This window comes from Lutibacter sp., from assembly GCF_016342705.1.
Taxonomy (GTDB): Bacteria; Bacteroidota; Bacteroidia; order Flavobacteriales; family Flavobacteriaceae; genus Lutibacter.
The window spans coordinates 59,812-75,692 of sequence record NZ_JAEINV010000005.1 but is presented as its reverse complement, the minus strand read 5'-3'; the positions used below and the strand labels follow the sequence as shown (position 1 = coordinate 75,692).

General features: G+C 31.1%; 11 protein-coding genes. 4 read left to right on the top strand and 7 right to left on the bottom strand.

Annotated features, from left to right (window positions below):
- Positions 1-14 precede the first annotated feature (14 nt).
- Positions 15-818, top strand: coding sequence for an HAD family hydrolase (locus tag JEY78_RS06190; protein WP_291848129.1), 804 nt, complete (start codon positions 15-17; stop codon positions 816-818).
- Positions 819-826: 8 nt separating this feature from the next.
- Here JEY78_RS06190 and JEY78_RS06185 read toward each other — a convergent pair whose 3' ends face one another.
- The 6 genes from JEY78_RS06185 to JEY78_RS06160 form a co-directional block, all read right to left on the bottom strand.
- Positions 827-4,714: a T9SS type B sorting domain-containing protein gene (locus JEY78_RS06185; protein ID WP_291848126.1), complete on the bottom strand. Its 3,888-nt coding sequence runs from the start codon at positions 4,712-4,714 to the stop codon at positions 827-829.
- A 101-nt stretch (positions 4,715-4,815) separates the two neighbouring features.
- Positions 4,816-5,094, bottom strand: a complete 279-nt coding sequence (locus tag JEY78_RS06180) for a hypothetical protein (protein ID WP_291848124.1) — start codon at positions 5,092-5,094, stop codon at positions 4,816-4,818.
- 12 nt (positions 5,095-5,106) lie between these two features.
- Positions 5,107-6,309, bottom strand: coding sequence for a cation:proton antiporter (locus JEY78_RS06175; protein WP_291848121.1), 1,203 nt, complete (start codon positions 6,307-6,309; stop codon positions 5,107-5,109).
- Positions 6,310-7,215 carry a mechanosensitive ion channel domain-containing protein gene (locus JEY78_RS06170; protein WP_291848118.1) on the bottom strand — a complete coding sequence of 302 codons (906 nt, stop codon included), beginning with the start codon at positions 7,213-7,215 and terminating at the stop codon, positions 6,310-6,312.
- A 65-nt stretch (positions 7,216-7,280) separates the two neighbouring features.
- The gene (locus JEY78_RS06165; protein ID WP_291848582.1) at positions 7,281-8,825 is read right to left on the bottom strand and encodes a flotillin family protein; all 1,545 of its coding nucleotides are present in this window, start codon (positions 8,823-8,825) and stop codon (positions 7,281-7,283) included.
- A gap of 107 nt (positions 8,826-8,932) precedes the next feature.
- Positions 8,933-9,511 carry a hypothetical protein gene (locus JEY78_RS06160; RefSeq protein WP_291848116.1) on the bottom strand — a complete coding sequence of 193 codons (579 nt, stop codon included), beginning with the start codon at positions 9,509-9,511 and terminating at the stop codon, positions 8,933-8,935.
- Between the two features lie 203 nt (positions 9,512-9,714).
- Here JEY78_RS06160 and JEY78_RS06155 point away from each other — a divergent pair, with 203 nt between their 5' ends.
- Positions 9,715-10,134 (top strand): OsmC family protein, encoded by a 420-nt coding sequence (locus tag JEY78_RS06155; protein ID WP_291848113.1) that lies wholly within the window; start codon positions 9,715-9,717, stop codon positions 10,132-10,134.
- 98 nt (positions 10,135-10,232) lie between these two features.
- Entirely contained in the window at positions 10,233-11,933 is a 1,701-nt protein-coding gene (gene recJ / locus JEY78_RS06150) for a single-stranded-DNA-specific exonuclease RecJ (protein WP_291848578.1), read from the top strand.
- A 7-nt stretch (positions 11,934-11,940) separates the two neighbouring features.
- Here the strand turns inward: recJ and JEY78_RS06145 are convergent, their stop codons facing one another.
- Positions 11,941-12,990 (bottom strand): endonuclease/exonuclease/phosphatase family protein, encoded by a 1,050-nt coding sequence (locus JEY78_RS06145; protein ID WP_291848110.1) that lies wholly within the window; start codon positions 12,988-12,990, stop codon positions 11,941-11,943.
- A gap of 124 nt (positions 12,991-13,114) precedes the next feature.
- Between JEY78_RS06145 and JEY78_RS06140 the strand changes: the two genes are divergently transcribed.
- On the top strand, positions 13,115-15,868 hold the full coding sequence (locus tag JEY78_RS06140) for a TonB-dependent receptor (protein WP_291848107.1): 2,754 nt from the start codon (positions 13,115-13,117) through the stop codon (positions 15,866-15,868).
- Positions 15,869-15,881: the final 13 nt, after the last annotated feature.

Below are 15,881 nucleotides of genomic sequence, written 5' to 3'. Positions count from 1 at the left end.
GCTAAATTTTTATTATGAAATACCAATTAGTTTGTACAGATATTGACGGGACGCTTTTAAATAAAGATAGAGAATTATCTGATCTTACTATTGCTCAAGTAAAACGAATTTCGCCAATTCCGTTTGTGCTAATTTCATCGCGAATGCCAAAAGGAATGCGTCATTTACAACATCAATTTGGGAATATTTCAACACCTTTAATTGCTTATAATGGAGGTTTGATTTTAGATGGTGACAAAATTTTACATTCAACTTTTATTAATAATTCGGTGTTAGAAGCCACCATCAATAAATGTGCAAATACCAATATTCATTTAAGTTTATTTCATGCAGATGAATGGTATGTTCAATCAATGGATTATTGGGCGAAAAGAGAAGAAAATAACACCAAAGTTACGCCAACAATAAAATCGCATATTGATGTTTTAAACACTTGGAAAAATGAAGGAAAAGGAGCTCATAAAATTATGTGTATGGGTGATGAAAATGAAATTGATGTACTGTATAAAACATTAGAGAATGAGTTTTCAGAAGAAATTATGCTTTACAGATCAAAAGAAACGTATATAGAAATTTCTCATAAATCTATTTCAAAAAAAACAGCTATTGAAGTATTATTACGTAAAATTTATCCACAATTATCTATGGAAAATGTAATTGCTTTTGGTGATAATTATAATGATATTGAAATGTTGAAAGCTGTAGGTTTAGGTGTGGCTGTCTCAAATGCGAATGACGAAGTTTTAAAAGTAGCCAATAAAATTACCGACACTAATAAAAATGACGGCGTTGCTAAACTATTAAAAGAGTTATTTTAATAATTTTTTTATTTTCTAATTAAACTAAAGTGTCCACGCTTTTCTCTAATATTTCCGCTCGTATCAATGAGTTGTACAGAGTACCAATAATCTGTTGAAGAAAGCATTTCACCTTTATAACTGCCATCCCAACCATTGCTGGAAACATTTAGTTGTGTAATTAATTTTCCAAATCTATCAAAAATTTGAATTGATGAAGTTGGGTAAAACAACACATTTGCACCCTTTACTTCCCAAGTATCATTATAACCATCATTGTTTGGTGTGAAAAACTTTGGAAAACCTAAAACAGAAACGTCAATTGCAGCAATTCCACAATTATTTTTATCTCTTATGTAAATAGTGTGAATTCCAGCTTCAACATTATCAAAATAAGGTTCATCTTGATAAAATCCGAAAATATCATCTAAAGAAAATTCATAATTCCCTATACCTAAATTGTTATTGCTAGTATTTATTGTAATAGTGTTATTGTTGGAATCATCAACAATTACAATATCATTTAAGTCAATTTCTGCAATAATAGATTCTTCAACATGTATAGATCTTGGTAAGGAAACACAGCCTAAATTAGAAGTTGCTAAAACGGTATACGTTCCTCCTTTATTTATTAAAACTTCATTACTGTTCCCAATTGTATTTCCTTGTTCATCAAACCATTCATAGGTATAATTGTCTTTTGAATTGTAAATTTCTAAAGTTTTAGGTAATAAATTTAAACATACTATTTGTTCTGGTTCTACCTCAAAACTTGGAAGTGGATTTACAACAAAATTTAAATCTGCCGAAATTGAGCAAAATTCATTTAATTTATTTGTTACTGTCGCTGTAATTTTTTGAGAGTTTGAAAAAAATGGATTTGGCAATGGACTTGGTAAAATTGTATTATTTTCATTGGTATAAGTTACTTTCATACCATTTTGAGCTCCTAATAATTGAGCTTCTATGTTTGAAGTGTCAAAAGAAGAAAACCCATCAGTTGTGTCAAGTCCATCATCACAAAGCGCTGGAATTGTAACAGGGTATATTTTTGGTGAAACATCTACTATAAACTCTAAAGTTGTTTCATCAGAACAACTTGGGTTTACGGAGGATGTTGAATTTTCAACTTTAATTGTAATTGTCTGACTTTTGGTTAAAAAAGGATTTGGTAATGGGCTAGGAAGTAAATTATTATTTTCATCAAAATAATTTACTGTAATATTTGATTGTCCGTTTCTAACCGTTTCGTCAACTTTTGAGGTGTCAAAAGGGAAAAATCCATCATCATTATCATCACATTGTCTATCAATAGTTACTGGGTTTGCAACTGGCAATGGCTCAACATGTAGCGTAATTACATGGTTTAACCCCAAACAAGCATTCACATCATCACTATCAATCCTAATATATATTTTTTGCTCCCAAGGAGTTGAGTTTTTATAATTTGAAATATCTGGTATAGCATTTATTTCAGAAAGCGCATTTTCTAAACTTTCATAATATGAAATTCGAACCAGTTGTGAAGAAAATATACTTTTTGTATCAATTAATTGTTGAGTTGCATCACTAAAATTAAAAATGGTTTTACCATCTTGATTTGTTGATGGTAAATCTTCACAAGTATAATAATTTAAATGAAAAGTACTTGGTATTTGGGTTGCTCCAACCTTTAATTTTATGCTTGCAAACCTTTCACAACCAAAAACGGTTTTAATTTTAACGTACACAGTACTATTTATTACAGTTGGATTTTCATAAGCTAACGGATTTGTAATTAATTGTGTAAAGCCAGCATCTTTATAAAACTCAAACTGCTCATTTTTATAATTTGCTGAAATTAATTCATTAGCTTGGTTAAGGTTAAATGAACTAAACCCATCGTTATTTTCATCATCATCACATTGCTCAAGTATCACTTGCGAGCTTTTTAAAACTGGCAATGGACTCACTTCAATTTTAAATGATCCAGTTGCGTTGCAAGAAGGTGAATTTTTATTTTCAATAAAGAAATAAATTGTTTGTGGGCTTCCAATTTTTGTGTTTTTAAAATTGGTAGGATTATTTATTGGTTGTATTAATGCAGCATCTTTATAAAACCTAATGTTAAAATCGGTAGTGTTTTTTCCATTTAAAATAAAAGTATTATTTAAAGTTAGGTCAAAAGTTTCTTCGCCATCAACATCGGTTCCTGTAATGTTGGAGTCGCATAAACTAAGTTTTGGTATATTTATTTGAGGAGTTGGAGTTTCAAAAATTTTAACTTTAATTTCAAGGCGCTCAGTACTTTCACAAGAGTTTATAGTTTGTGTTGCAAAATACGAAGTGTTATTTAAGATAGATTGTATTTTATTTAAAGGAATTGTGCTATTAGCTGTTGCATACCATAAAATGTCAGTCCCATTTATGGAGAGATTGTTTAAAGTAGCATTTTCTGATGAACAAAAAGTTTGTTCAGGTAAAGAAGTAGTAGGCTTATCTGTTTTAAAAACGGTTACAGTAACGGGTGTGCGTTGGGCAGTAGTACAACCATTTTCAGTAGCATCAACATAATAAGTAGTTGTACTATTTATTATTGGAGTTGTAAATGAATTTCCTAAATGTAAAATAGATCCACCAGTTAAATTTGAATACCAATTTACAATTCCCGATGAAGCTGCGGCAGATAAGAATGCTGAGCCAACTTGGCAAATTGATTGGGTGGTTGTATTGGTAATTGTTGGTATTTGATAAATAGTAGCAACAACTGGCACTCTAGTTCCTTTTTCGCAAACTCCATCCGATGAGGCTAAAGCATAATATGTTGTTGTAGTTGAAATAGTTGGGGAAAAAACATAACCACTAGCTATTGGAGTTCCCCCAGTTAATGAGCTAAACCATAAAATTTTTCCAGATGAAGAGGAAGCTGTTAATGAAACTTTAGTTGTTCCGCAACCAATATCTCCAGATGAAGAAGTTATTTCGGCTATAGAAATTTTTGTACTTGCTGAAATATTTAAAACTGGATCACCTAGAGTTCCTCCATATTCAACAATATAGCCTTTTGGTTGATAATCTCCAGAAGATCCTCCAATGTTTGATAAATCATTCCAAGATCCAGGAGTTCCAATGCCTGGTGCCGTTACGTGCGCGTAATCTTCATTCCCTAAATTATTAGGCTCATTGTTGCTTGAATTCCAAAAAGCAAATGGAATATCAGTACCTGCTGTTGTTCCGTTTCCACCTCCAATCCAAAATGATTTACCAGTTTCTGGCCCAGTCATCCATCTCCAAGTCCCTTCAACTGCAACGTCACTTCCACCTATCCATCCCGCTCCTGACGCTTGCTCGCCAGTTAATTTTGCTTCTTCAATTGTGGTAACAGTAGCTAAATATCCTTTTAAACCATAGTAGTTTCTGGATTCCGCAGCAGTTTTAGCATTTTGCCAGGTAATACCTAGTGATGGAACATATTCATAGTAGTGCTTTGTTGTTGGTAAGTAGTTTGCCTCTCCAATGGTTATTGAAAAAGTTTTTGTTCCTGTTGGAGTTGCAGAGTTGCTTTGAAAAACAATATTTTTTACTGCAGTAATTAGGCTAGATAAATTTGCAGTTCCTGATCCAACCCATGTTAACACAATTTTCCCTTCAAGACTATCAAAAGAAGATACAGCTATATTCGCTACAGTTCCGTTTAATTTTAAAATATCTTCACCACGTTGATACCCTGATGAGATTTGAATGTAAATTGATTTAATTTCAGCATTATCTGGATTAGTTATGTTAAAATCTGTAACTATGTTTTGTTGACTTTGAGGACAATAATACTGATTTCCAGCAGCGGTTAAAGTTGGAGGAGTGCTTGAATAGATATTATTTAAAAATAAAAATGGAACTAATAACCAAAAAGAAACCAAAATATTTTTTTTAAACATCATTGAACTAAATTAATCAGGTATTAACTTGTAAAAATAGGAAAACGAAATCTAATACTCCATTAATTTTTAAATTTTAGAATTATTTATTTAAGTCTGTTTTGTTAAGAATTTAAAATTAACAATGCTAAAACAGTTATAAAAGCTATAATAACGCCAAAAAGCAGTTGCTTATTTCTTTCGAATGTTGTTGTTTTTCTAATTTTTATTTTAATTTTTTCTAATTCTTTTTCTGAAATTTTTGGAAAATCATATTCAGTTTTAGTATACTTAATATGAGCATAATCATTACCACCTTTGAACTTTCCTTTTCTGGCATTTTTTAAAGCAGCATTTTGCTTTATTCTATTAACCATGTCATTTACTTGTCCTCCAAAACTCATTTTTTATTAGTATTAAATATGGCCACCTAATCTAATAATTTTCTTTTTTTGATGACGTTTAAGTAATTTTTCAGTGATAGATATGTAAAACGGACTTATTAAAAGTGTTAATGAAATTAGGCTAATTGTGAATTTGTAGCCAAAAGTTTCCATAATTTCAAGTGAATATGCCGATGAACTTATTAAAAAACTTAATTCGCCAATTTGAGCCAGTAATGCACCACCTAAAATGGCTTCATGCCATTTGCAAGAAAATAGCTTAAGAATAAACGAATTAACAAGATGGTTGGTAAAATAAACAGATAATAGCACTATTGAAATTTCAATATAATTTTGTTGAATAAATTCAAAATCAAGCTGAAGTCCTATACTAACAAAAAATAGCGCTACAAAAATTACTCTAAAAGAGTGCAACGTATCATAAATCCAATCAGTAGCTTTAGAAACATGCATTACCATACCACCAACAAATGCACCTAACGCGGGTGATAATCCGAAGGCTGAAGCTAAAAGAGCTCCACCGAAACATAATAAAATAGCTGCAAAAACTTGTAATTCGTGATCATTTTCAATTTTGTCTTCAAAAGGTAATTTTATACTTCTTTTAATGTAAATATATATTAAAATAGCCATTACAAGTAGCCCTCCAATAACCATTAAAATAATATTTTCTATTGGCTCTTCTTTACCTCCAATTACAGAAGTTATAATTAATAATGGCACAATTATAATATCTTGCATTAATAAAATACTCAAAACATTTTTCCCAATTCTGGTTGTAATCAAATGTTTGTCTTGAATAATTTTAATAATAACTGCAGAACTACTTAATGCAATTACAAAACCTAAAATTATGGATCTATTAATATTCCAATTAAAAAAGTGACCGATTGAAAGTACTATTAATACGCTAATTCCTACTTGTAATAAAGTTCCAATTACTGCAAGTTTCCACTGTTTTACAAGTTCTGGAAGGCTAATTTCCATTCCAATAAAAAACAGTAGTAAAATAATGCCAATTTCACCTAAATGATGGATGGATTCAGAATCTTTTATTAGCCCAATACCATGTTCACCTAAAATAGCACCAACAATAATATAGCCAATTATGTAGGGTTGTTTAAATTTTTTTAGAATTAAACCTAACAGAATAATAAGTATTGCCAAAACTGAAACAAACGCCACAGTTGGGTCTAATTTTGATGCTAAAAACATTTATAATTTTTTTGAAAGATTAATTTTTAACTCTGGAGCTTCAACAATATGGAATGTTGCAGAAGCAAATTTAATTTCTCCATTTGTTTTTTCAACTTCAGTTAATATTTGAGTGAATAATTCAGATTTTGTGATGCGTCTTTTTCTAAAATTAACAACATAACGAAGCGTAAATTCAACCCAATTATCATTAGCTATTAATGTAACCATGGGTTCTGTTTGGGCATTTTCCAGTAAAAATTCTTTTTGAAGTGTGTGCCATTTTTCTTGTGAAACGTTGGTTAAATCACCAACAGTTTTTTTGGCTATTTCAATAAACAGTAATTTTGCTTTTTCATAATTACTTCCATATTGAATGGGTATTTTTATTTCATCCCATAAAAATGGAAAATCTCCAGAATAATTAAAAACAGGTTCTTTAAAAATAAAACTGTTCGCTATTAATACAATTCTTCCGTTGTACAAATCGCCATCTACCCATTGTCCAATTTCCATTACGGTGGTTCTTAAAACCCCAATTTCCATTACATCCCCTTTAATTCCGCCTAATTGAACTCTATCTCCAGTTTTGTAAAAACCTCCAAACAAAATGGCTAACCATCCGGCAAATGATGCAATTACTTCTTGTAATGCAAATGCAATTCCTGCACCGGCAACACCTAAAGCAATGGTAAACCCTCCTAATTTATTACTGTAAACAATTGCGATTAATATAACAGAGAACAAATAACCTGCAAAAGTTGATATTTTTTTAGTTTTATACCTATTGTTACTATCTTTTAATTTTGAAATAAAATTACGCTGAATAGCTTTTATAACAAGCCAAATAATAATAATGCCAATTAAAATTGTTGCTAGTTTACCTACAGTTGGGTCAAAAAGAAATTTTTTTAATTGATCTTCCATTATTTGTTGATTTAAGTTTTTAACTGCCCATACTACTAAATTTCATATGGGCAATTGGATAAAAACTATTCTTTTTCACTAGTTAATTCGGTAGTATCTTCAATGTTTTTTTTGTTTTCAGAATCAGGGTTTTTAATTTCTTCACCTTTTAAATAGGTTGGTAATTGCATTCCAGCCATATTAAACATTTCTTGCAAAGGTGGAACGGCTTTATACATTCCGGAAATAAAGTTTGAAGTAGATGTTTTTCCATCTTTTCCTCCTCCATTTTCCCAAACAGTAACTTTATCAATTTTAATATTTTTAATTGCGTCAGCTTGTGTTTTCACTAGTTCTGGTAATTTATCTGCAACTAATAATAACACAGCATCTTTAGCATTATCTCCAGCAGCTTTTACAATTTGTTCCAAACCAAGTGCTTGTTTTGTAAGTATTTCATACATACCTTTTGCTTCTGCTTCTTTTTTCATAAAAATAGCATCGGCTTCACCTTTTGCAATTCTTCTAATTTGTTCTGCTTCTGCTTCAGCATCAATTTCAACTTTTCTTTTAGAAATTTGAGCAGGTACAATAATATCTGCACCTTGTTCTGCTTCTTTGCGTTTTGCTCTTGCATCTTCTGCAATTTTTTCTGCAGCATATGCTTCTTCTAAAGCTTTTGCGGCTTGTACTTTTTCAGCAGCAATGGCTCTTTTTGCAGCTTCTGCTTCTTTTTCCCTTCTTAAAGCATCGGACTCTGCAATTTCAATTTTTGAAAGGTTTTCTCCTTCAATTGCTTTTGCGTTTGCGCTAGCAGTTTTAATTCTTTCAATTTGTAATGCCTCTGCTTCACCAATTTTAGCTTTCGCTCTTGCATCTGCAGTTAATACGCGCTCTTTTTGATTTGCATTTGCTTCTCCAATCATTGCAGTGGCAATTTTATCTGCTACTTGTACACGTTCTGTTTGGTTGGCTTCTGCTTCACCAATTTTTGCTTTAGCTAATGCGTCTGCAACTCTAACACGTTGATCTTGGTGTGCTTCTGCTTCTCCAATAGATCCATCTCTTACTTTTTGAGCTACAGATATTTTAGCATCATTAATTGCTTTTGCAGCAGCTTCTTTTCCTAAAGCTTCAATATAACCAGATTCATCATGAATATCGGTAATATTTACGTTGATTAATTTTAACCCAACCTTTTTTAATTCGGCTTCAACACTATGTGTAATATGCGATAAAAATTGATCTCTATCTGAATTAATTTCTTCAATATCCATTGAAGCAACCACCAAACGTAATTGACCAAAAATAATTTCTTGTGCTAAATCTTTTACAGATTCTAATGTTAAACCTAATAAACGTTCCGCAGCATTTTGCATAACACTTGGCTCTGTTGAAATACCAATGGTAAAGCGCGAAGGAACATTTACACGAATATTTTGTTTGCTTAATGCGTTGGTTAAGTTTACTTCAATAGACATTGGTGTTAAATCCAAAAATTCGTAATCCTGAATTATTGGCCAAATAAATGAAGCTCCACCGTGGATACATTTTGCAGATTGTCCTCCGCCGGTTTTCCCATACACAACTAAAATTCTGTCAGACGGACAACGTTTGTATCTTCTTATCATAGAAAAGAAGAAAACAACAATAATAAAAATTACAGCTCCAATTAAATAAACTGCTGTTGGAGCAGCTTGAAGCGGTAATAAAAGAGATAATAAATTCATAGTTATTTTTATTTAGATATTTTTTCAACAAGTAATATTTCAGCACTTACAATTTTGGTAACTTTTACCATTGCGCCTGTTTTTAAATCTTCCAATTCATCGGTAATTGCTTCTAATTCACGCAAACTACCTTGAACTTTTATTTGTACTTTTCCCATTTTAGAGCGCTCAGCACCAATTGGTAAATATACTTCACCAATAACTCCAATGGCATTATCAATTTTTAACGTACCAGATGCTGCTAATTTATGCATCCAATAAAATAATGATGAGGTAATAACCATCATTAATAATCCAGCAATGGAAGCAATAATAATGGTTGCCGTACTAGAAAATCCGTTATTTAAACACGTAATACCTGTCCAACCAAAAATGGTAAAAAAGGCCACAATTCCTTTAAAAGTAAAAAATTGAAAACCAACACCGCCATCATCAGTTTCAAAATCTGAAGCATCGGCATCCATATCGGAGTCTCCACCACCAATAAATGTGAGTAAAAAAATAACAATAAAAACGGCAGAACCAACCAACGCTATTATCCAATAGGTTTGTTCTAAGGTTGATAATTGACTAAAAAAATCTTTCATATTTAACAATTTTAAGTAGTTACCGAATATACTAATTATTCATCTAATTTTAAAAGAGAAAACGTTATTTAATGCTAAGTCTTTTATGATTCCTTAATAAAGAATGTCATATACAAGTATTAGTTGTTGAATTGTGAAAAATGTTACTGCAAAAGGAAATTATTTCATGTAAATTTGATTTTTATAATTTTTGATTTACTATTATGACAAATAAAATTGAAGTTAGTTGGAAAGGGCAAATGTTATTTGAATCAGTTGCTCCTGAAGGAAGTGTAATGATTGATGCCGCCGAAGATGTTGGCGGACAAGGAAAAGGATTACGCCCAAAAGCTATGATGTTAACCGCTTTAGCTGGTTGTTCAGCGATGGATATTGCATCATTACTTAAAAAAATGCGTGCTGAAGTGGATGATTTTAAAATTGAAGTGGAGGCAAATTTAACCGATGAGCACCCAAAAATTTATGATAAAGTGAAGGTTACGTTTCGTTTTTATGGAAAAGACTTTAAAAAAGATAAAATTGAAAAAGCGGTAAATCTTTCTGAAGAACGTTACTGCGGGGTAATGGAAATGTTCCGTAAATTTTCTGAAGTTACTACTGAAATAATATATATTGAGCAGTAGGATCTGAATTACAATATTCATTTATAAAAAGCCAATAGTGAAATGCTATTGGCTTTTTTTTGAATAAATTTTCATTATTTTTGAAAAAAATTAATGCTATGCGTTGGACTTTAAAGCCCGAACCAAACCCAATTATTACATCAAATTTAGCTCAAGAATTAGGAGTTGATTTTACCATTGCTAAATTATTAGTGCAGCGAGGAATTGAAACTTTTGAACAAGCCAAATCTTTTTTCAGACCAAGTTTAGAGAATTTACACAATCCGTTTTTAATGAAAGATATGAACTTGGCTGTTAAAAGAATTGAAAGCGCTATAAAAAACGGAGAAAACATATTGGTTTTTGGAGATTATGATGTGGATGGAACTACTTCTGTTTCATTAATGGCTTCGTATTTAAAAACTTTTTATCCTAATGTTGCGACTTATATTCCGGATAGATATGCCGAAGGTTATGGAGTTTCATATCAAGGAATTGATTATGCAGAGGATAATGATATTTCTCTTATAATTGCATTAGATTGCGGAATTAAAGCTATTGATAAAGTAGCATACGCGACAAAAAAAGGTATCGATTTTATTATTTGTGATCATCACAGACCTGGAAATGAAATTCCTGATGCGGTTGCAGTGTTAGATCCAAAACGAACAGATTGTTCATATCCATATAAGGAATTATGTGGTTGTGGCGTGGGTTTTAAATTAATTCAGGCGTTGGCTGAAAAAAGAGGACAAACTATTGATGATTTAGTTGAATATTTAGATTTGGTTGCTGTTGCTATTGCGGCAGATATTGTTCCAATTACTGGGGAAAACAGAATTTTGGCATATTTTGGATTGCAAGTTATAAATGAATCTCCAAGAACGGGAATAAAAGCCATGATTCATCAGGTTAAAAAAGAAGAATTAACAATTACGGATGTGGTTTTTATTATTGCACCAAGAATTAATGCGGCTGGAAGAATTAAACATGGAAATTATGCCGTTGAATTGTTAACTGAAATTGATTTTGATACAGCAATTAAATTTGCAGCCGAAATTGAACAAAATAATACTGATAGAAAGGAGTTAGATAAATCCATTACCATTGAAGCATTACAGCAAATAGAAGAAAATAATGAACAACAAAGCTTTTCAACTGTTGTTTATAGTGAAAATTGGCATAAAGGTGTTATTGGCATTGTGGCCTCTAGATTAATAGAAACCTATTACAAACCAACCTTAGTTTTTACCAAAAGTGGCGATAAATTAGCAGCTTCTGCACGCTCTGTAAAAGGATTTGATGTATATGAAGCGTTGGAAGAATGTTCAGAATTTATAGAACAATTTGGTGGGCATAAATATGCCGCTGGTTTAACTATAAAAGAAGAAAATTACTTAAATTTTAAACAAAAATTTGAAGAAGTTGTTAAAAATTCACTTCCGGAAGAATTGCGAACACCAGAAATTTCTATTGATGCAGAAATAAGTCTTTCAGAGGTTACTCCAAAATTCTTCAGAATTATAAATCAGTTATCACCTTTTGGGCCACAAAATATGAAGCCTACTTTTTGTTCCGCTGGATTAAGAGATAATGGTTATGGTAAAAAAGTTGGAGCTGATGAAACACATTTAAAATTAAATATTTTTGAAGGTTCTAACCAAACTACGTATAACGCTATTGGTTTTAGTATGGGCAATAAAATTGATTTAATTCAACATGGAAAACCATTTAAAGCAGCCTACAATATTGATGAAAACCATTGGAATGGTAATACATCCTTACAGTTGCTATTAAAAGATTTGCAAGAAGAAATGTAACCTAAATTTATTCGGTAGTTTCTTTGATTAAATAAATATACACAGGGTAATGATCGCTGTAACCATCAGTAAATCCGCTATAACTCCAGCTTCTAAATGGATATCCTTTATATTTACCTGTTTGGGTTGTTAAATATTGAGGATTGAATACATTTGCTTTGTACATTTTATAGGTACTATAATCTTTTGTAGTTGTTAACAATGGAGAGGTGAACATAATTTGGTCAAATAAATTTATTTGATCGCGATAAACTAAGGTGTTTTGTCCACGGCTAAATATATCTTCCATAGGGTTGTAAATATCTCCTTCATTAACTTCGGCTTTTATTGCTTTAGTTTTTAATACTTCTTTTAAACTTGTATTAATTGGGTCATCATTTAAATCACCCATAATAATTACTTTCGGGGTTGGATCTGTTAGTTTAATTTGCTCAATTATTTGAGTGTTTAAATAAGCTGCTTTTTCTCTTGTTGGTCGACTTTTTTCTTCTCCTCCTCGTCTAGATGGCCAGTGGTTTACAATAATATGAATCAATTCATCACCTAAATAACCAGAAACTAATAATTGATCTCTTGTGTAAATTCTCATTCCGTTTTCTTCCCATAGTTTTAATTCAAAAGTTTCATGATGAATGGGTCTAAAAAAATTCGGCTGATATAAAAAGCCAACATCAATTCCTCTTAAATCTGGAGAATCGTAATGTATGATGCTGTATTTTTTAGATTTCAAATAATCAGTAGCAATTAAATCTTCTAACACTTTTCTATTTTCTATTTCTGCAACACCAATAATTACTGGGCTATTTTTAGCTTCATCTGTGCCAATTTCAGAAAGAACTTTAGCCATATTATTTAATTTTTTCTGATAAATTTCTGTTCTATTTTCTTTAATTTCCATGATAGGACTTGCTTCATCATTAATCAGCGTGTCATTTTCTGTGTCAAAAAGATTTTCCAAATTGTAAAAAGCAATAGTCTTTATATCATAACTTTTTTGACTAAAAATTGAATTTGATGTTAATAAAATAAATGCAAGGAGGAAGCTAAAAATTTTCATATATACTTTTTTGGGGCCTAAATTTACAAACAAAGATTGATTTAGAACAAGTTTTTGGCATCAGTTTATAAAAATTCAATTTGGAAAAAAAATAAAAAATAGTTATTTTCGAAAAAAATTGTATATGAAACATTTAGTATTTACTGCTAGTGTTTTAATTTTCTGTATTCTTAATTTATCGGCACAAAACAGCTCAACATTAAAAGGTGTTGTGTATGATTACAATTCTAAAAAGGAATTGGATGGAGTAGCAGTGAAAATTTTAAACACTTCTTTTTTTATTCAATCAAATAACAAAGGGTTATTTATTTTTGAAAACATTCCAAAAGGAAATTATATTATTGAAATTTCTTTTAAAGGATTTGAAAACCAAAAGATACCTATAACTATTTCAAATACAACAGCGTATGATTTAGGTGCAATTTATTTGCAGCAATTATTTGAAGAAATCCAGGAATCGAGCATTATTTTATTGTCTGATGATGATTTATTAGATGATGGTGAGCGTAGTTCGGATAATATTGCAGGTCTTTTTCAATCATCAAAAGACGCATTTTTAAGAGCAGCAGCTTTTAATTTCAGCCAGGCGTGGTTTAAAGTTCGTGGGTACGATTCTAGCTATGGAGTTATTTCAATTAATGGAATTGAAATGAATAAACTGTACGATGGAAGACCACAATGGGGAAATTGGGGTGGATTAAACGATGTTTTTAGAAATCAAGAATTTTCAAACGGATTGGCAGCGTCCGATCATTCTTTTGGAAATGTTTTAGGAACAACCAATTTTACAACACGAGTATCAGATTATAAAGCAGGAGGTAAAGTTTCTACAGCGGCAACTAACAAGAGTTATACGGGAAGAATTATGGCAAATTATGCAACAGATCTTAATAAAAAGAACTGGGCTTTTGCTGTTTCGGCTTCAAGAAGATTTGCAGATGAAGGTTATTTTGAAGGAACAACGTACAATGCTTGGGCTGCATTTTTAGCTGTTGAAAAAAAGTTGAATAACAATCATAGTTTAAATTTAACAGCATTTACTTCACCAAACCGCAGAGGGAAATCTTCACCAAACACACAAGAGGTGTTTGATTTAAAAGGATATCAATACAATGCTTATTGGGGAAATCAGGAAGGTGATAAGCGAAATTCCAGAATAAAGGAAGTAATTGAGCCAATTGTTATGCTAACTCATTATTATGAAAAGGAAAACACCACAATTAAATCAACTGTTGCGTATCAATTTGGGCATATTGGGAACAGCCGTTTAGGATATTCAAACGCACCAAATCCAGATCCAACGTATTGGAAAAATTTACCAAGTAGTTATTTGCGTTATGAAGATAATTTAGATTACGCCAATGCGTATTTGTCCGAACAAAATTTTATAAATAACGGACAAATTAATTGGGAAGAAATTTACCAGCTGAATGCAAATAAAAGCAATGCATTGTATTACTTATATGAAGACAGAGTAGACGACACCCAGCTTACATTTAACTCGGTGTTAAATACCAATTTAAAAAATAATAGTATTCTAAATGCAGGAGTTAATTACACCAATTTAACTTCGAAAAATTACGGTAAAATGTTAGATTTATTGGGGAGCGAAGGTTTTGTTGATTTAGATCAATACGCTATTGGTGATGCACAACAAAACGATTTAAATAACCCAAATAGAATTGTTGGTAAAGGCGACAAATTTCAATATGATTATTTAATTAATGGGAGTGTTACTGGTGTATTTGCCCAAATACAAGTTGTAAATAGAAAAGTAGATTATTTTGCTGGTATTAGCTTTAAATCAACTAGTTATCAACGTGAAGGATTGTATAAAAACGGAACGTATTTTAATAATTCTTATGGTAAAGGTGAGCAACAATCTTTTTTTGATGTTAGTGCAAAAGCTGGTTTTACTTATAAATTAACAGGTAGGCATTTATTTAATGTAAATGGCGCGTTTATATCAAACGCTCCAAGTATTAGAACTACTTTTTCAAATTCAAGAGTTAACAATAATATTACGCCAGAATTAACTAGTGAGAAAATTGTAACTGGTGATGTTAGTTATATTTTTAGATCCCCAAAATTTCAATCGAGATTAACAACATATTACACAAAGTTTAGCGATGCCATTGAAACGTCCTTCTTTTTTGCTGAAGGATTGTTAGGTGATCAGGCAGATTTTGTTAATGAAATTACAACAGGTGTAGATAAATTAAATATCGGTGCCGAGTTAAGTTTAGAGTACCAAGTTACAGCAACTATAAAATTATTAGGTTCTGGCTCTTTCGGTCAATTCACATATAATAACAATCCGCATTTATACATTCAATCAGAAAGTTTAATTAATGAAGATAGTGATTTTGGAACGGCGTATTTAAAAGATTATAGAGTTTCAGGAACGCCACAAAGAGCCTATTCTTTAGCTTTTGAATATAGAGATCCGGCATATTGGTGGTTTCAGGTAAATGGAAGTTTTTTAAGCAACAACTATTTAGATATTTCGCCATTATTACGCACAGATAATTTTTATATAGATGCGGATGGTGTTCCATTTTTAGATGATGAAACAGGATTGGAAATCACTCAAAAACAAGTAGATGATTTATTGGTTCAAGAAAAATTTGATGATGCCTTTTTGTTGGATGTTGTTGGAGGAAAATCTTGGAGAATTGATAATAAATATGTTGGTTTTTTTGCTGGAATAAACAATGTTTTAGGTGAATTGTACAAAACTGGAGGTTTTGAACAATCCAGAAAATCTAATTATCCAGAGTTTAAAGAAGACAAACAATTAAACAAGCCGATTTTTGGACCTAAATATTGGTATGGCAATAAAACCTCATATTATTTAAACGTATATCTAAGATTTTAAAAAATAATTAGCA